Origin of the sequence: Nonomuraea sp. NPDC050153, from assembly GCF_044460125.1 — a bacterium.
GTDB lineage: Bacteria > Actinomycetota > Actinomycetes > Streptosporangiales > Streptosporangiaceae > Nonomuraea.
In genome coordinates, this window is the sequence record NZ_JBITJQ010000018.1 from 95,954 (window position 1) to 113,299 (window position 17,346).

A 17,346-nucleotide genomic window follows, 5' to 3' on the forward strand; every position below is an offset into this window, starting at 1 on the left:
CATGCTCGGGCCATGACGACCTTCGCGCCACCGCCTGACACCGCCGCCTGGCGGCACCTGGCCGCGCGCACCGGCTTCGAGGTGGTCTACTTCCGGCCGCTGCCGGACGGATACCGCGTCGAGGGGTGCACGACCGCGGTCGAGGAGGGCCGGACCTGGGTCGTCGACTACGTCATCGAGCTCGACGCGGGCTGGGCCACGCGATCGGCCCGGCTCGCGAGCCGTTCCGCCGGAGGCGGGCGCCGGACCCTCCTGGAGGGCGACGGCGCCGGCCACTGGCGCGTGGACGGCGCGCCGGCGTCCTGGCTGGACGGCTGCCTCGACGTGGACCTGGAGTCGTCGGCCCTGACCAACGCGTTCCCCGTGCACCGGCTGCGCCTGGGCGTGGGCGCCGCCTCGCCGGCTCCGGCGGCCTACGTCCGGGCCGCAGACCTGGCCGTCGAGCGGCTGGAGCAGCACTATGCCCGGCTGGCCGACGAGGAGGGGCGGCAGCGCTACGACTACGCGGCCCCGGTCTTCGACGTCGCCTGCCTCCTGGTCTACGACGAGTCCGGCCTCGTCCTCGACTATCCGGGCCTCGCCGTCCGAGCCGCCTGAGACTCCGCCCGCCCGACCGGCGGATCCGCGTCCCGCCTGCCCGGCCGGGTGCGGATGCGGCCGAATGGGTCAGGAGCCGGGCCGGTCCGCCGCCCCGTGCAGGCCGGGGATCTTGGCGAGCTCGTCGGGTGGCGCCGGCAGGGGAGCCGCGGTCTGCGAAGCCTCCGGCTCTTGCCGCGCGGAAGAGCCCTGCGCGCCGCGGTCGAAGAAGCGCAGCACCTCCACCGGCAGCGGCATCACCAGCGTGGAGCTCTTCTCGGCCGCCACCTCGACCACCGTCTGCAGGAGCCGCAACTGCAGGGCGCTCGGCGTGTTGGCCATGATCGCGGAGGCGTCGGCGAGCTTCCGGGCGGCCTGGAACTCGCCGTCCGCGGTGATCACGCGCGCCCGGCGCTCCCGCTCGGCCTCGGCCTGGCGGGCCACGGAGCGCTTCATGGAATCGGGGAGCGTGACGTCCTTGATCTCCACCCGGTCGATGTGGATGCCCCAGCCGAGCGCCGGGCTGTCGATCATGAGCGCAAGACCCTTGTTCAGCTCCTCGCGGTTGGAGAGCAGGTCGTCGAGCTCGCTCTTGCCGATGATGGAGCGCAGTGACGTCTGCGCCACCTGTTCCACCGCGAACAGGTAGTTCTGCACCCCGACGGCCGCCCGCAGCGGGTCCTGCACCCGGAAGTAGGCGACCGCGTCGACCTGGACGGACACGTTGTCGCGGGTGATGCCCTCCTGCGTGGGCACCGGCATCGTGACGATCTGCACGTTCACCTTCTTCATCCGGTCGACCACCGGGATGAGAAAGGTGATTCCCGGCCGGCGGATCTCCTTCTGGGCCCGGCCGAAGCGGAACACGATTCCGCGCTCGATCTGGTTGACGACCCTGACGCCCCCGAACGCGGTCAAGATGACGATGATCGCGAGGCACCCCAGGATGAATTCGAGCACCATGACGGCCTCCTCCCATACTTCGAGAGTAGGCCCGTACGGGCGGAAAGCGTAGTTGTAGATCTACTTAGTAAAGGGCGCCGGCCGGGTCTCGCGTACGGCGGTCAGCCCTTCCGGGGCCCGGACGAGCGCGATCCATGTGTCGCCCTCGGGGAGCGTCGAGTCCGGCCGGCGCTCGACGGTGAACGCGGCCGGCAGGACGCGCAGACGCTGGGCGGCGGGGGAGCTCATGGAACTTGTGTAGCAGATGTCACGCGTTCATCGGCGGATCCGGCTGAGTCGGCGCATGCGAATGTGGTAATCATCGGTGAGTTGCGGCCGGCCCGAGTTGCGCCACTCGGCCAATACCTGATATGACGCGGCAAACCTTTGAATCGAACTTCAAGATAGCGGATTCATCGCTATTGACCGCGAGCTGGACGCACTTGCGACTAGGTTGCTGACAGCGAGGTCGGCGTGGGCGCGGGTGCTCCGGGGCAACGGCCTCTCGCACCTGCGATGGTGCGCTGCGCGCAGGAGGAGGCGGGATGACGGCCACAGGTGCCCGATACTGGGGATGTCGCCGGTTGTCGATGGCTTATCACTGGTGAGAAGGGCAGAAGGGATCTCGTACGGGTCTTTGGGTGCGCCGCGCGCGGGTCGGGTCCTGAGATGTTCTCTGCTCGGCCATGGGCCGGGGCGTCGCCCATGAATGCCGGGCACGAGAACCACGAAAACCGCGTCACAACAGCGAAAGGCGTTGTAGTGCGGGACGGGATCGCGAAGTTCGATTGCGTCGGCGCGGCGCCTCAAGGAGATGCATGATCTGCTGAACAGAGCTACAGTACCTGCAACCATAACGTAATCGGAGCAGCATCATGGCGAAGCGCATTGTTGAGTCCTTTGTCGATGACATCGACGGCAGTGACGCCGAGGGCACCACAAGGTTCGCTCTCGACGGCACGAGCTACGAGATCGACCTGTCGGGCTCTAACCGGGAGAAGCTGGAGAAGGCTCTCGCTCCCTTTATCACCAAGGCTCGCGCGGTCCGCGCCGAGAGGGGAGTTCGCGGCCGCCGCGGAGGCATCGGCACTTCCCGGGCCGTCACCCGTGAGAAGTCCACTGAGATCAGGCGGTGGGCGAAGGCCCAGGGTCTGCCGGTGAGCGAGCGAGGCCGCATCGCCGCCACCGTCGTGGAGCAGTACGAGGCTGCCCACTGAGGGGGCTTCCGGTAGGTCTGGAAGGGTTTATGAAGAGGGGCGCGGGCGGTCGGGTCCTGGCCGGCCGCCCACGCCTGATCCTCCGGCGTCGTCCGGGGCGGGGCGATGCCGTCCGTCCCCGCAGTCGGTGCCGCGGTTTCGCTTTTAATGGCGCCGAGGGCGGATTTCGATTTCCGGGTCCGGCCGGGCAATGAAAGGCTCGAATCGAATATCGGCGCCCAACCAAGATCCAATATTCCGGCTCTCGCCCGCCGTTCGACGCCCGAGGTCGAGGGCTGAAGCCGAGGTCTAAGGGAGCAGGGAGCGCCCCAGGTCGACGATGAAGCGGGCGAGTCCGGCCCGCTTGCGGAACAGGTCGTGCAGTTCGGCGGTGGGCTCCTGCCCCAGGCGTTCGAAGGGGATCGCGGTCCAGGCGCTGCGCAGGACGAGGGTGGCGGCGTAGCCGAAGGAGACCTCGGAGGGGTCCGCGAGGCCGGCGACCGCGGCGGCGTACGCGGCCTCGATCACCTCGTGGACGGCGGGCAGGTCCGCGGGGTCGAGGTCGCCGGTGTGGGCCCGGCCGACCAGGAGTTGGCCGAGGTCGAAGCCCACGGCCGCCGGGTAGGGCCAGCTCCAGTCGATGGCCACGAAGTCCGCCGAGCCGTCGGCCGGGATCAGCAGGTTCGCGGGGCTGGCGTCGCCGTGGACGAGGGTGTGGGGGAGGCGGTCCAGGGCTTCCAGCAGCGGCTCGATGCGGTCGGCGAGGGCCAGCAGGTCGGCCTGCAGCAGGGGGTCGGCGTTCGCGGCGACCAGCGGGTGCCGCCACGTCGCCGGGTCGCGCACGGCGGGCAGGAACAGGTTGGCCAGCGGGCCCGCGCAGTAGTAGCGGAGGCCGCGGTTGATCGGCTCGCGGGGGGCGGACGACCGGCCCGCGACGGGTTGCACGGCGGCCAGGTCGCCGAGCCGGCGGGCGGCGGCGCGGTAGCGGTCCAGGTCCCAGGTGGCGGGTGCGACCCGTACGTCCTCCAGCCACATGACGAGCCGGTCGTCGCCCAGGTCGTCCAGCCGGTACAGCCGGGGCAGCCGCAGCCCGCGGGGGAGCCGGGGGCCGGCCAGGTAGACGTCCGCGTCGGCCCGCCAGGGGAAGTGCGCGAGCGCGGCGGTCCGCAGCGGCTCGGGGATGTCCGCGTACCCGGGCATGTGCCTGATCGAGTGGATCGTCTTGACGAAGAACGACCAGGTCGCGCCGCAGGTCGTGGTGCCCCGAACGCGGTGGAGCGAGGTCGTCGACAACGCTCCGGGGCCGGAGCCGAGGAGGTCGACGTGCTGGTCGGCGATCTCGGCGAGGGGGGCGCCGAGGCTCTCCCGTACGAGGTCCGTCAGGCCGGTGGTGAGCGCCATGGTCATGGGCCCAGCATGCTGGGCGGAACAATGCGCTCGCATGAGCATGGCCTACTCAAATACGCTTTCGCCGTGGCAGGCTCCTGGCCGTTCATCGGGCGTGTGGCGCAGTTGGATGAGATCCGGTCCGCTTCCAGGGGCGTGGTCGTCGCCGGTCCGCCGGGGACGGGCAAGAGCCGCCTGGCGGCGCAGGCCGTGCACGGTCTCGACGAGGTCGCCTGGGCGCGGGCCACGGCCGCCGCCGCGGAGATCCCGCTGGGCGCCTTCGCCCCGTTGCTCCCGGCCACGCCGCCTGCCGGCAACCCGCTGGGCTGGGCGGCCGCCGCGCTGCGCGTGCCGGTGCTGGTGGTGGACGACGCCCACCTGCTCGATCCGGTCTCGGCCGCGCTCGTCCACCATCTCGTGACGCGGGACGGCACCCGGGTGATCGCGACGCTGCGCAGCCGCACGTCCGTGCCGGACGCGGTGCTCGCGCTGTGGAAGGACGATCTGGTGCCGCGGCTGGAGCTGGAGCCGTTCTCCCTGGAGGAGACGGCGGCGGTGCTGGAGGCCGCGCTGGGCGGCCGGGTGGAGTCGGCGACCGTGGCCCGGCTGTGGCGCGTCAGCCAGGGCAATGCTCTTTACCTGCGCGAACTCGTGCTGTCCGGGATGCTCGCCGCCGACGGGGGCGTGTGGCGCTGGCACGGGCCGTTGACGATCACGCCCACGCTGCGGGAGACGATCGCGGGCCGCATCGGCGAGGTGACCGCGCGGGAGCGGGAGGCGCTGGAGCTGCTGGCGTACGGCGAGCCGCTGGGCGCCGACCTGCTGGCCGCACTCGGGTCGCTCGACGCGGTGCAGCACCTGGAGGACCGGCAGCTCGTCACGGTGCAGCCGGACGGCCGGCGGCTCCAGGTCCGGCTCGCGCATCCCCTGTACGGCGAGGTCATCAGGGACGGCTGCGGCGTGCTGCGTGCCCGCACGATGGTGCGCCGGCTGGCGCAGGCGGTCTCGGAGGCCGGGCTGCGGCGGCGCGAGGACGTGCTCAGGGTGGCCGTCTGGCGGCTGGACGGGGGCCTGCCCGGCGATCCCGGGCTGCTGCTGGCCGGTTGCGAGCGGGCCAGGGTCATCAGGGATCTGGAGCTGGCCGTACGGCTGGGGCGCGCGGCCGTGGCCGCCGGCGGTGGCACGCCCGCGCTGGCCGCGCTGGGCACGGTGCTGTTCTACACCGACCGGTACGCCGAGGCCGAGGAGGTGTTCGCCACCGCCTGGGCGGCGGAGATGGGCGACGCGGCCCGGACCGACCTCGGCGTGCAGCGGGCCATGAACCTGGCCGTGGGGCTCGGGGACGTCGTACGGGCGCGAGCCGTGCTCGGTGAGACCAGCCGGCTCGTCCACGGGGTCGAGCCGCGCCAGGCGGCGCTCATCATGCGGGCCGTCCTGGCCACCCTGACCGGCGACATCGCCGACGCCGAGGACCTGATGGCGCGGGCGCGGGGCATGGGCCCGTTCAGCCCGCACGGCGCGCGGATGATCAGCGGGGCGGAGGCGGCCGTCCTGGTGGCGCGGGGCCGGGCCGCGGAATGCCTGGCCCACGTGGCGGAGATCGGCGCCGGGCTGGCGAAGGAGCCGGACGCCATGCGCAGCCTCTCCGCCGCCCTGACCGCCCACGCCACGCACGCCGCGCTGCTGCTCGGCGATCTGGACACCGCCGAGCGGCTGGCCGGGGAGGGGCACGGCCTGGAGGGCCCCTTCCGCACCTGGACGCGGGCGAACCTGGAGTTCGGCACGTGGATGGCCCGGGTGCTGCGGTTGCGCGGCCGGGTGGCCGACGCCCTCGGGTGGGCCCGCGACACCGCGGCGCGCCTGCCCGAGCGCAGCGTGCTGGCGGGGTCCTGCCTGGGCGAGCTCGCGCACGCGTACGCGCTGCTCGGCGAGGTCGCGGCGGCCGAGGAGGCGCTGGAGCGGGCGGTGGCGACGGGGACGCCGATCGGTCCGTCCGTCGTCCTGCCGGTGCGCCTGGCCCGGGCGTGGACCATGGCCGGGCGCGGGGACGCGGCCGGGGCGGTCGAGCTCTGCCTGGAGACCGCCGGGGACGCGCTGCCGTGCGACGTGCCGTTCCTGCTGCACGACGTCGTCCGGCTGGGCCGTCCCGACCTGGTGTCCGCGCGGCTGGCCGCGCTCGACGTGGCCGGCCCGCTGGTGGCGCTGTTCGCGCGGCACGCCGCCGCCCGCGACGGCGCGGAGCTCGACGCGGTCTCGGAGGGTTTCGAGCGGCTCGGCTTGCTGCTGTACGCGGCCGAGGCGGCGGCGCAGGCGGCGGCCCGCTTCCGCGAGTCCGGGCTTGCGCGCGGGGCTCGCGCGGCGCAGACCCGGGCCTGGCGGCTCGCGCAGCGCTGCCAGGGCGCCCGTACGCTCGCGCTGATGGATCTCGATGTGCCGAGCCTGACGCCGCGGCAGCGCGAGATCGCGGTGCTGGCCGCCCAGGGGCTGACGAACCGCGAGATCGCCGAGCGGCTCGTCGTGTCCGTCCGCACCGTGGCCAACACGCTGTACGCCGTCTACGACAAGACCGGCGTCAACGATCGCGCCGCCCTGGCCGCCCTGCTGAGCCGGCTGGCCGGTTAGCGCAGGAGCGTCGTGACGACCTGGAGGACAAGCACGACCAGCAGCACCGCGGCCAGCACGAGCCATCGGGGGTCGAGCCAGGCGGACCTGACGCCCTCGGCCGTGGCGTCCGGGTCCAGCAGGTCGCGCAGGACGGGGTTGACCTCGTTGTCGGGCAGCAGCCGTTCCAGTTCGGGCACCAGGGTGTGCAGCCGGGAGCGTACGTCGGCCGGCGGGCGTGTCCGCGCCCAGGCGTGCACGTCCCTCAGGATGCCCCGGGCCGCCCCGGCGCTGGTCGCCTCGGTCAGCTCGGCCAGGAAGTAGTCGAAGGCGTCGCGTACCACGACGGGTTGCGCCTCAGGGGGGCGGGCCTGCGGGGTGGGCGGCGGCTCCTCCCGCGTCACGGGCGCGGGGCCCGGTGCGGGCCGTCCCGTCGCCGCCCGCGTCCGCGGGCCCGTCGCCGCCGGCGGGGGAGGGGTCGGTGACGTCGCGGGAGGCGCCGGGGGTCGCGCCGAAACGGCGGGTGCGGGTTCGGCGGGCGCGGGAGGGCGCGGGGCGCGGGGCTGGGCGGGCACGGGCTTCGGCGGCTCGCGCAGGGCGGCCCTGAGCAGCTCGATCCGCTCCTCCACCGCCGTCGCGTCGGTGATCCGCAGCCGCTTGACCAGCCCCGTGAGCCGCTCGCCCGCGTACGCGTCGACGACCATGGCCGCGATCTCGCCGTACAGATCGTCCTGATCCGGCGCCCGCAGATCGACGCGCCGCCGGTGTGCGGCCCGCGACGAGGGCCCTGGCCACTGTTGCAGGAAGATGACCTCGGCCCCCTGCTTGAGGTCGTCGCTCTCATAGGTGGAGAACGTCTCCGGATAGCGCCCGAGCACCAGGTCCAGGATGTCCACCAGCCCCCACAGCTGCACGATCGCTTGTCCCTGCGCGGCCACCGACAGCGGCTCCCGGTGCCCGCGCAGGGCTTCCGAGACGATCGGGGCGAGGGCCGGGGCCTCGGCGCGGGCCTGCCGGTCGAGTGCCGCGCTCGAGGTGGCGTACGGGCGCAGCAGCAGGGCCAGATCGAGCGGCTCCGGGTCGGCGGGCAGCAGTGAGCTCCAGCCGGGCGCCAGCGCGAGCGCCTGGCGTACGTTCGGCATCGCCGAGGCGTTGGCGGCGGAGCCGCCCAGGTACGCCTGGACCTGGATGGTCCGCCTGCTGTCCGAGCCGCCGGTCCGCGTGCGGGAGAGCACCACCACGCGCCCGTCCACGACGAGCCGGCAGATGCTGACCCCGGCCGCGGGCCCGGGGTCGAGCCAGGGCCCGAGCTGGTGGTACCAGCCCCTGGTGTCCTCCAGGGAGGAGCGCACGGGACCCAGGCCGGTGCGGCGCTCGTCCCACTCGAACAGGATCCAGTCGACGCTGGAGTAACGCCCCATCAGAGCCCCACCTCCGGATAGCCACGCAGGACACCGGTCATCGCGAAGAGCGAGATCAGGGGCGCCAGGACGCGTCGCGGCCGGACGCCTCTGGGGAATCGCCCGTCGGTCGGGGCGCAGCCCGTCGCCGAGACGAAATGCAGGGTGCACTTGCGGCATTTGCCGTAGGGGCTGAGCCAGGCCTGCGCGCCGCGCCGGTGCAGGAAGGCGTAGACGTCGCGGCTCTCCCTCAGGACGTCCACCTGGTCCAGCCGGTCGGGTTCGTCGTAGAGCCAGGTGTCGACCGGCGCCTCGAAGCGCACCGAGTCGCTCTTGGTGACGGCGATGACGGCGGGGATGTCCAGCCGCCCGCCGCTCGTGGGCAGCCGGTCGAGCACGGCGCGGAAGGACTCGTCGCCCATCCTGGCCGACCTGGCGGTGGCGTCGATCACGAAGAGCAGCCCGCCGACGGCCGGCACGAACCTGGTCGCCTCGTGGGTGGAGCTGCGCAGCAGCTCGCCGGCGATGTCGAAGAAGGCCACCGCGGTGGTGTGCCGGCCGTCGCTGACGAGCAGCGCGTCGGCCGGCTCGGCGGCGGCCCGGTGGGTGGTGCGCGAGAGCGCGGTCCGCTCCACCATGAGCGGATGCACGTACGTGTTGACGTACTCGGCGTGCCGCTCGATGTCCACCGCGTACGGGGTCAGCCCGTACGGCTGGAGCCCGCCCTGCTCGATGGCGCCGATCATCGAGGCCAGCAGGTGGGTCTTGCCCGTCTCGGGCCCGCCGACCAGCCCGATCACCAGCGGGCGGCCGTGCCGTACGTAGGTGTAGGGCAGGTGGTGTTCGAGGCTCGGGTCGGCCACCGGCGCCGGGCAGCGCACGTGGGCGGCGCGCAGGAGGTCCTCGCGGCGGGCCCCGGTCGCGTGCTCCAGGGAGAGCTGCTGGTAGTTGCCCGCGGGGGTGCGTTCGTAGAGCTCGTCCTCGCTCCAGGCGAACTCGTGCAGGCAGATCGGGCAGAGGATCACCGGATCACCATCCAGACGACCACGACGAAGGCGAGCAGTACGGCCAGCGGAAGCCAGCGGGCCCACCATTTCTGCGGCTTGTCCTGTGTCTCCCGCTCGTCCAGGGTGACGGGCGGCGGCTCTTCGTCCTCGTTCCCGCGCTTGGCCTCGCGGGCCCGGTCGAAGGCGGCGCGGCCTTCTTCGAGCCTGAGGTCCTGGTCGACGGGGATGGACTGCATCGGGTCGGGCACCCGCAGCCGGTCGAGCACCTCCAGCACCGACGGCGGCCGGCCGGAGAAGACGTCGTGGATGGGCTGCAGCGCCGGGGCGGCGGTGAGGTCGGGGCGGTCGGCGACCTCGCGGCCGGTGATCGTGCGGTAGATCACCATGCCGGCGCTCCAGAGGTCGTCGGCGGTGGAGGCGCGGCCGGTGCCCGCGCGCTGGTCCGGCGCGGCGTAGGGCGCCTCTCCCAGCCGCAGCCGGCGGCTGCCGATCAGCGTGGCGTGGGCGAGGCCGGTGACCTGGACGGCGGAGCCGTCCCAGCGCACGGTGCCGGGGTCGATGCGGCGGTGGACGATGTCGCAGGCCGACAGGATGCGCACGGCGCGGAAGAGGCTCTCCTGCAGGGCGCGCTGCTCGGCGATCAGCAGCGCGCCGGAGAAGCGGGTGACCGGCTCGCCCCGGTGGTCGGACAGCAGCACGAAGGGCTCCTCCACGTCCAGGCTGTAGCCCATCAGCCGGGGCAGCTCGACGGGGTAGGCCCGCCCCAGCCGGGCGAGCAGCCTGGAGCCCATCCGGGCCTCGTTCTCCAGCAGCTCGTAGAGGTGTTCGCGGTCGCGCCCCTCCGCGCGGGGCACCCGCCGCTGCACGATCTTGGTGCCCTGGACGACGAGGGTCAGCCGGCGCTCGAAGGGGTCGAGGTCCGGCTCCACCTCCACCTGCCAGGTCACGCGGTCGCCGTCGGGAGTGAAGAAGGTCAGCGGCTCAGGTTCCATCCTCACTCCAGTCCTCCTCGACCGTCCCGGGGCGCAGCGGCACCAGGCGCAGGGTGCCGGCGTACTGTCCCGACCGGGTCCACACGACGTCGGGCGGGTTTCCCTGTCCCCGTACGGCCCTGGGCGCGAACCGCACCGCGTACGCCTGCCGCAGCAGCATCGCCAGGTCGCGGTCGCCGCACAGCTGCAGCATCTGGCCGTTGGCCTGGGCGCGCAGCGCCCGCACGACCTGCTGGGACTGCCGCCAGACCGCGTCCACGAGGTCCTGGCGGCCCGTGTCGCCGGTGCCGAAGTCGGGACGTTCCTGGACGCCGCGGTGGGCCAGGTGGTAGCGGTACTGCCGCAGCGTCTCGTCGACCCGGCGTTCGAGGCCCACCTGGGAGTCCCGGTAGGCGCCCTGTTCGAGGGAGGTCCAGGCGGGCTCCAGCCAGGTCGTCACCGCGTCGACGAGGTCGCCGGTGATGACCTCGCGCAGCTGGCCGCCGCGGTCGCGCAGGCGTACGGTGACCTCCTCGTCGAGGGCCGGGCCGGCGGCGGCCTGGCCGGTCTCGGCCTTGCTCCAGTCGGTCAGCGTCCCGGACACCTGCGCGCAGATCTCGTTCAGCGCCGCCGCCAGCGTGCGGGCCGCGTCGGAGGTGTGCATGCGGGCCGCGCCCAGCATCCACTCGCTGGCCGCGACGCGTTCGAGCGTCGAGCGCAGGTCGTCCAGGGCGGTCCTGGCGAGGCCGAGCGAGAGCTGCTCGCGCCACCACGCCCGCGCACGCCGCCAGAAGACGAAACGGGGCAGGAACGCGGCGGGGAACTCGGCGGGCGCGTGCAGCGCGTTGAGCAGCTCGTCCGGGCAGATCCGCCACAGGTCGCCGACGAAGGCGCGGCTGCCGATGGGCGCGCTCTGGTCGGCCAGCAGGCGGAAGCGTGAGACCAGCCGCATCACCCTCTTGCGCTCGGCCAGGGACGCCTCCAGGTCGGCGCGCAGCTCGCCGACGATCTGGGCGTGGCCCATGTCGGCGGGGACGGCGAACCTGATCCCGTACGCGGCCAGCCGCTCGGCGGCGTTCTCGTCGGTGTGGTCGATCTCCTCGAAGAGCCGGGCGACGGTGTCGCGGAACTCGGCCAGCGCCCGGCCCGCGGCGATCACTCGGTCGACGACCGCGGCCCGGTCGCGGGCGCTGTGGAAGTAGCCGAGGTCGTCCAGGGCGCGGACGGCCCGGTCCACCTGGTCGGCGGCCCCGCGGTAGAGGCGGTGCAGCATGCCCTCCGGGACGAGGGCGTCGAGGAGGTCGGAGGGCAGGTCGACGGTGCCGCTGAGCACCGGGAGCGCGGTGGCCAGCGGCGAGCTGAAGGTGGCGGTGTCCTGCTGGACGGGCCCGTCGAAGCGTTCGGCCACCTCCCGGAAGGCCTGGGCGAGCACCTCGGGGTCGATCCGGCCGGCCACGATGCGCCAGCCGGGCGAGGCGGTGCCGTACGGGATGTCGCCCAGGCTGTTGACCACCTCGTCGAAGACCTCCGGCTGGGTGAGCAGGTCGATCAGGATGGCCTCCGCGCTCACCCCGGGCCCGTGGGCCGCCTCGCCGGTGTCGGCGTTCCAGAGGATGCCGCAGGGGTCGCTCACCCAGAGGACCCTGCGGCTCTCCCCGCCCAGGACGGGGGGCAGGCGCAGCTCCGGCCCCACCGCCAGGACGAGCACCGACCTGACCAGGCGTGAGCTGAAGACGTCCTGGAGCACCCGCTGGGCACCGGCCAGGCGCTCGGTGTCGGCCACCACCAGGACCTGGGCGCCCAGCCGCTCCAGCTCACCCTTGCGCAGGTCGAGCACGACGACCATGCTCACTCCCCGATGAGCGCGTCCAGGTCGCGCAGGTTGTAGGCGACGGCTTCGGCGACCCGCTCGAAGGGCAGGTCGAGCGCGGCGGGCAGGGTGTGCGCCCAGAAGGTGATCAGCTGATCGGCCCGGTTGCGCGCGCCCGACGGAAGCTTGGGCATCATGATCTCCAGCAGGCCGAGCTGGTCCGCGGACATGCCGGTGACCAGGTGGTAGAGCGGGTCCGGCAGGCTGGGGGCGCCCGCCAGGCCCCGCGGTGTGGCGTTCATGAGCTGCTCGCTGACCAGGCTGCGGAACTCCTCGTCGCCGGCGATCACCCACTGCTCGTAGGCCCGCAGCATGCTGGGCCACGAGGAGGCCCTGCCGTACGCGGTCAGCGGCAGCGTCATCGAGCCGCCCTCGACGTCGATCCGGATCCGCGACGGCGAGTTCGGCTCGCCCTCCACCACGCTGACCCGGCCGTTCCACAGCAGGCAGAGCAGCCGGTGCAGGATCCGGACGCGGTGCTCCTCGGTCGTGGCCAGGTAGCCGAAGTCGTAGCCGAGCCGCTGGCGCCATTTCAGGTGGTCCTGCGGGCGTTCGTCGCGCAGCGCGTCGGCCCAGCTGTGCAGCACCTCGCGCAGCTCGCGGACCTGGGTGACGCTCATCGAGGTGCGCAGCTGCACGACGGTCACCGAGTCGGCGTCGATGTTGCGGAAGTCGGGCACGCCCGGCAGGTCGATCCGGTCCTTGAGGAACCGTTCCAGGGCCGGGTCCTTGGCCGGCGCCGGGTAGGAGACCAGCACTTTGAGGTCGCCGGTGCCGTCGGGGGTGAAGCCGCCCGGCACCAGGTCGGCCAGCTTGAGCTGGAACTGCCGCACGTGCGGGTCGTCGCCGCCGCCCGAGGCGGCCTGGGCGAGGATGTCGGCCAGCGCGGGCAGCAGCGGCTGCTCGCCCAGCGCGGCGGCCTCGTCCTGGTCCTTGAAGAGCTTCTTCACCTCCAGCTTGAGCCGGTCGCGCGCCCAGTTGAGCGCGTCGGCCGGCTTGCCGGTGCGCCAGGCCAGGTCGTAGGCGTGCCGCCAGCCGTCCGGGCCGATCAGCGCGTTGGCCACGGCGGCCTCCCCGTCGGTGGGGCGCAGTTGCTGCCGGGAGACGAAGATGTCGACGAAGCGGCGCACGACCGCGTCGTAGAAGGACTCCGCGCCCGCGGGCGGCAGCAGGTGGTAGACGCCCACGCGGGTCTCGTACAGCTCGCCGGCCCGGCGCGCGAAGCGTTCGGCGTCGGCCTCGGCGTGCTCGGCGAACACCTGCGTGAACTCGCGCACCTCGCGGATGAGCTGCTTGCGCCGCGGCTCCCAGCGGGGCATCTGGTCGGCCCACGCCTTGTGCCAGAGCGCCTGGCTGCGCCACAGGTACCAGGCGTCCTGGCTGGCGATCGCCGCCTGGACCTCGGGGTCGCCCCACTGGGCCTTGCGGAACACCCGGTCCCGGATCGGCCGCGGCTGCGGTGGGGCCTCGGTCATGTTCTCGTACGGCCTGCGCGGCTGCGCCCTGCGGTGGTCGAGGAGCCCGGCGAAGCCCAGCCGGTCGGCCTCGTGCGCGGCGCCGGGCAGGCCGACCACCACCCGCCGCAGCCGGAACGGGTCGACCTGGCCGAGCCCTTCGAGCGCGCCGCGGCGCACGTCCATCTCCTGGGCCATGGCCGGCACGACGCGGCTCAGCTGCCGCTCGAACGAGGCCAGGTTGTCCTCCATCGCCCGCAGCCGGTTGGCCAGCGACTTCTGGATCTCTGCCGCGCCGGTGGCGGGGCGGACCTCCGGCAGCGGCAGCGGCTCACGGGTGCTCAGCGGCTCCAGGTTGGTGGTGGTGAACATGCGCCGGATCTCTTCGACGTTGCTCTCGGCGGCGCCCGGCGGCACGGCTTCGAGCTGCGTCACCGCGCGGGCCAGCAGCCGGGAACTGACCAGGTCGGCCAGCTCCTCCACGGGCACGGTCATGGAGGAGACGAAGGCCGTCGAAACGCCCCGGTTGCCGATGCCGGAAGCCGCCGCGACCTCGCGCTCCACGGCCCGGTTGATGAAGTCGTCGGCGAAGGAGGACTCGCCGCGGTCCTCCATGCCGCCGCCGACGTCGCCGGCCGCGCTCGGCTGGGTGCCGGCCAGCGAGACGATCAGGGAGGCGATCGAGCGGTGCAGGTCGTCCCGCTCGACGCCGGGCGGCATGGTGAACAGGAACGCCGTCTGGACCGTGCCGGTGGCCAGCCGCACCTCGCCCTTGCCCGGGTAGCGCACGCCCAGCTCGCCGGCGATGCCCAGCTCGTCGACCTGCGTGCCCGCGTGCGGCGCGTTCTGGTCGTCGACCAGCCGGAACAGGTCGAGCAGGCTGGAGCCGGCGTTCAGGCGGGCCCGGCGGCCGCCGCCCTTGCCCTCGGCGAAGGCCGACGGCATGACGACCAGCGGGTAGATCCGGGCCCTGATGTGGTTGCGGGCGAAGGCGTCGCCGATCAGGTGCAGGTAGTCGTAGAAGATGCCGCTGCCGGTGCCGCCCGCCACCGAGTAGGCCACGAAGACGTCGCAGCTGCGTCTCAGCCGGCCGCCCAGCCCGGCCAACTCGCCGCCCGAGTTGCTGATCGCGCCGATGGCGTCGTCGATGCCCTGCACCACCGGCCCGGGGCCGTGCCGCATCCGCTCGAACAGCGCCGCCCTGGCCACCGTGGGCAGCTGGCCGGCGCCGCGCATCAGCGGGGCGACCAGCGGCTCCTGCTCGCGCGGCGGCAGCCAGTCCTTGACGTGGTCGCTCGACGTCGCCCGCAGGCTGCGGGCCACCTCCGGATAGGAGTCGAACTTCGGCACCACGTCGTGGATCAGGTGGGCGGTGCGGCCGGCCGCCGGGAACTCCCGCTCGGTCGGCACCACCCGCCGCCGGGTGCGGGTCAGCTCGGCCTCGTTGAGGTCGACGTAGACGAACTGCAGGCAGGAGGGCAATTCGTAGGGCTGGTAGTTCTGCCAGCTGAAGTTCCTGATCAGGTCCATGCCGTCGGGACCGCACAACTCGTCCCGCAGCCGCCGTTCGAGCTCCACACCGACCCGGCAGCCGGTGCCGCCGAGCCCCACGAACATCATCGGATCGAAGATCCTCATGCGCCCCTCACAACAGGTCGTCGCCTGGCATCGGTCTGTGGGTCCTGCTCTGGTACGGCTCCGGCGTGCCGTACACGGGCTGCTCGGCACGCTTGACCCGGGCGTCGTCGACGCCGAGGAACATGCCGCCGGGCAGCGGGATCGGGCGCCCCGGGCGCAGCGGCTCCAGCTCCTGCCCGGACGGATCGCGGACCAGGACGGTCTGGCCGCCGCCGCGGCGCGCCGTGTAACCGGTGCCGTACGTGCGCACCAGCCGGCCGTTGGAGATCTCGAAGGTGAACTCGGGTCCCTCGCCGAGGGGCGCCTGCATCTTGCTGACGTACGGCTCGCCCGGCTGTTCGAAGAGGTAGAAGGTCAGCTCGCTCGGATCGGCCGCCCGGATCCGCGCGCGCCTCCTGAGGAGCAGGAGCGGCAGGGCCACCGCGACGATCAGCAGGAGGACCAGGAAGGCCTGGAGCAGCCGTTGCCACAGCGGCGTGGGCGGCTGCACGTCGACGTCGACGAACTCCTCGGCCACCACCTGCCCGCTCGCGTCGACCACCTGGACCGAACCGCCGACCCGGCCCTTGGGGGCGTCCGTGCCGACGCGCAGCTTCAGGCCGTGCTCGGAGGCGCCCGCGGGCGCCTGGAGCCGCTGGACCGACAGGCTCACCGTGCCGGGCACGTCGACGAGCCGCAGGGTGAGCTGGGCGGGCTCGGCGTCGTTGGTCACGCGTACGGTGCCGGAGACCTCCGCCCCCGGCTCGACGGTGGCCGCGTCGAGCTGCACCTGGGCGCGGAGCCGGTCGGCGGGTCCGGCGACGCGGGTCGCGTAGGGGCGCTCGTCGCCGGCGACGCCCGGGCCGGTGACCTTGCCCAGGAAGGACAGGGCCCCGGTGGCCGAGGCGGGGATGGCGACCTGGCCGGAGTATTCGCCGTCGCCCTGGGCGCGGTCGGGGCCGTCACCGGTGTCGCGCAGGTCGATGGGGAGCTCCTGGAAGCCGTCGCCGGACATCCGGGCGGTGAAGCGCAGGCCCGCCAGCGCCGCCGGGTCGGTGATCGTGCCCGTCCTGGTCTGCAGGCGCAGCCGGACGGTCACCTGCTCGCCCGGCCGCGGCCGGGGGTTGCTCAGGGAGATCGAGGCGCGCAGCGCGCCCTGCCACACGACGGTCGCGCTGACGTCCTGGCGGCTGACGCCCGGCGGCGACGTGAGCCGGACCCGCCACTTGCCGGGCAGCGGGTTGCGGATGCGCAGCGACTCCACCGGGCCGGCCTCGCCGGCGACCTGGAAGGTCGACTCGTTCTGCTCGCCCTGCTTGGGCACCTGGTTGCCGTCGGGGTCGAAGTAGGTCACCCGGATACGCCGGTCGCGCTTGACCACCACGATCGAGCCGTCGGTCGCGATGATCGGGATGTTGACCTGGAGGTCGACGGTGGCGTTCGGTTCGAGCGAGTCGGTGACCGACTGCTCGATCCCCGCGCAGCGGGCGTAGGAGAACGCCTCCAGCAGGGATCGCTCCACGTCCGCCGAGGTCGCGACCACCCTCGCGCGGGGCGTCGCCGTCTCCTGGTCGCCGCAGGGCTGCCGCCAGCCGCCCGCGGCGAAGGCGTCGAGGCTGGCCTTGTCGGCCGAGCCGAAGCCCAGCGGCCAGATCTGCACGTGCGCCTTCTCGGCGTCGCGCAGGCTCCGGTCGATCTGGGCCTGGGCGTTGCGGTTGCGCGCCTGGGCGTCGGCGCCGTACTGCGGGCTGTTCCTGACGTCGAGGACGCCGTCGGTCAGCAAGAACACGATCTTCGCCCGCTGCTGGTCGTCGGGCGTGTTCATGATGTCAAGCGCCTGCTCCAGGGCGGCGGCGTGGTCGGTGTCGCTGCCCTCGCCGTTGGCGCGGCGGCGCAGCTTGTCCACGCACCGGCCCAGCGACTCGCGGTCCTGGGCCGTCTCCACACCGGTCAGCGGGCAGGCGATGTCCACGGCCGCCTGGCCTGGACCGTTGGAGCTGCCGAAGCCGACCACGGCCACCTGCGACTGCGGGGAGAGCTCGCTGAGGGCGATGAGCTGGGTGGCGGCACGTTCACGGGCGACGTCCTGGGCGGCCAGGCTGCCCGACTCGTCGACGAGGACGACGACGCGGACGGGTTTGACGTCGGAGGGCTGCAGAGCGTCCGCGGCCGTCGGGAAAAGCACCACAGCAGCGGTCACGGCCAGGGCGAGAAGGGACCTGAGGGATGAAGTGACGCGCACATTTCCTCACAGTTGCCGTTTTCCTATCCGCAGAACGGAGAGAGGCCACGAGAAGTTTCTGCCGCAGTTATGGACGCTACGAAA

12 protein-coding genes are annotated in these 17,346 nt (G+C 73.1%); 3 read left to right on the forward strand and 9 right to left on the reverse strand.

Annotated features, from left to right (window positions below; genetic code table 11):
- Positions 1-12 precede the first annotated feature (12 nt).
- On the forward strand, positions 13-597 hold the full coding sequence (locus ACIBQ1_RS35865) for a putative glycolipid-binding domain-containing protein (protein WP_397283757.1): 585 nt from the start codon (positions 13-15) through the stop codon (positions 595-597).
- A 69-nt stretch (positions 598-666) separates the two neighbouring features.
- On the opposite strand, the gene ACIBQ1_RS35870 is transcribed toward ACIBQ1_RS35865, so the two are convergent.
- Positions 667-1,539: an SPFH domain-containing protein gene (locus tag ACIBQ1_RS35870; protein WP_397283758.1), complete on the reverse strand. Its 873-nt coding sequence runs from the start codon at positions 1,537-1,539 to the stop codon at positions 667-669.
- A 60-nt stretch (positions 1,540-1,599) separates the two neighbouring features.
- Positions 1,600-1,767, reverse strand: coding sequence for a hypothetical protein (locus ACIBQ1_RS35875; protein WP_397283760.1), 168 nt, complete (start codon positions 1,765-1,767; stop codon positions 1,600-1,602).
- Positions 1,768-2,393: 626 nt separating this feature from the next.
- Here ACIBQ1_RS35875 and ACIBQ1_RS35880 point away from each other — a divergent pair.
- Positions 2,394-2,735: an Lsr2 family protein gene (locus tag ACIBQ1_RS35880; protein WP_355370059.1), complete on the forward strand. Its 342-nt coding sequence runs from the start codon at positions 2,394-2,396 to the stop codon at positions 2,733-2,735.
- Positions 2,736-3,023: 288 nt separating this feature from the next.
- Here the strand turns inward: ACIBQ1_RS35880 and ACIBQ1_RS35885 are convergent, their stop codons facing one another.
- Complete coding sequence (locus ACIBQ1_RS35885) at positions 3,024-4,121, reverse strand: hypothetical protein (RefSeq protein ID WP_397283761.1); 1,098 nt, start codon at positions 4,119-4,121, stop codon at positions 3,024-3,026.
- Between the two features lie 66 nt (positions 4,122-4,187).
- Here ACIBQ1_RS35885 and ACIBQ1_RS35890 point away from each other — a divergent pair, with 66 nt between their 5' ends.
- Entirely contained in the window at positions 4,188-6,722 is a 2,535-nt protein-coding gene (locus ACIBQ1_RS35890; RefSeq protein ID WP_397283762.1) for a LuxR C-terminal-related transcriptional regulator, read from the forward strand.
- Here the strand turns inward: ACIBQ1_RS35890 and ACIBQ1_RS35895 are convergent.
- The 6 genes from ACIBQ1_RS35895 to ACIBQ1_RS35920 are packed head-to-tail and all read right to left on the reverse strand — an operon-like array spanning position 6,719 to position 17,220.
- Positions 6,719-8,122 (reverse strand): hypothetical protein, encoded by a 1,404-nt coding sequence (locus tag ACIBQ1_RS35895; protein ID WP_397283763.1) that lies wholly within the window; start codon positions 8,120-8,122, stop codon positions 6,719-6,721. The genes ACIBQ1_RS35890 and ACIBQ1_RS35895 overlap by 4 nt on opposite strands.
- Positions 8,122-9,126 carry a hypothetical protein gene (locus ACIBQ1_RS35900; protein WP_397283764.1) on the reverse strand — a complete coding sequence of 335 codons (1,005 nt, stop codon included), beginning with the start codon at positions 9,124-9,126 and terminating at the stop codon, positions 8,122-8,124. The genes ACIBQ1_RS35895 and ACIBQ1_RS35900 overlap by 1 nt, the downstream gene beginning before the upstream one ends.
- Complete coding sequence (locus tag ACIBQ1_RS35905) at positions 9,123-10,106, reverse strand: hypothetical protein (protein WP_397283765.1); 984 nt, start codon at positions 10,104-10,106, stop codon at positions 9,123-9,125. Before ACIBQ1_RS35905 ends, ACIBQ1_RS35900 begins: the two co-directional genes overlap by 4 nt.
- Positions 10,090-11,925, reverse strand: a complete 1,836-nt coding sequence (locus ACIBQ1_RS35910; protein ID WP_397283766.1) for a hypothetical protein — start codon at positions 11,923-11,925, stop codon at positions 10,090-10,092. The genes ACIBQ1_RS35905 and ACIBQ1_RS35910 overlap by 17 nt, the downstream gene beginning before the upstream one ends.
- Before the next feature lie 2 nt (positions 11,926-11,927).
- Entirely contained in the window at positions 11,928-15,041 is a 3,114-nt protein-coding gene (locus ACIBQ1_RS35915) for a tubulin-like doman-containing protein (protein ID WP_397283767.1), read from the reverse strand.
- Between the two features lie 7 nt (positions 15,042-15,048).
- Complete coding sequence (locus tag ACIBQ1_RS35920) at positions 15,049-17,220, reverse strand: VWA domain-containing protein (RefSeq protein WP_397283768.1); 2,172 nt, start codon at positions 17,218-17,220, stop codon at positions 15,049-15,051.
- Between the last annotated feature and the right edge of the window lie 126 nt (positions 17,221-17,346).

What these genes read in the sequence shown, in the direction of transcription:
- ACIBQ1_RS35865 (WP_397283757.1), top strand. Translation starts at nt 13, where the DNA reads ATGACGACCTTCGCGCCACCGCCTGACACCGCCGCCTGGCGGCACCTG.
- ACIBQ1_RS35870 (WP_397283758.1), bottom strand. Translation starts at nt 1,539, where the DNA reads ATGGTGCTCGAATTCATCCTGGGGTGCCTCGCGATCATCGTCATCTTG.
- ACIBQ1_RS35875 (WP_397283760.1), bottom strand. Translation starts at nt 1,767, where the DNA reads ATGAGCTCCCCCGCCGCCCAGCGTCTGCGCGTCCTGCCGGCCGCGTTC.
- ACIBQ1_RS35880 (WP_355370059.1), top strand. Translation starts at nt 2,394, where the DNA reads ATGGCGAAGCGCATTGTTGAGTCCTTTGTCGATGACATCGACGGCAGT.
- ACIBQ1_RS35885 (WP_397283761.1), bottom strand. Translation starts at nt 4,121, where the DNA reads ATGACCATGGCGCTCACCACCGGCCTGACGGACCTCGTACGGGAGAGC.
- ACIBQ1_RS35895 (WP_397283763.1), bottom strand. Translation starts at nt 8,122, where the DNA reads ATGGGGCGTTACTCCAGCGTCGACTGGATCCTGTTCGAGTGGGACGAG.
- ACIBQ1_RS35910 (WP_397283766.1), bottom strand. Translation starts at nt 11,925, where the DNA reads ATGGTCGTCGTGCTCGACCTGCGCAAGGGTGAGCTGGAGCGGCTGGGC.
- ACIBQ1_RS35915 (WP_397283767.1), bottom strand. Translation starts at nt 15,041, where the DNA reads ATGAGGATCTTCGATCCGATGATGTTCGTGGGGCTCGGCGGCACCGGC.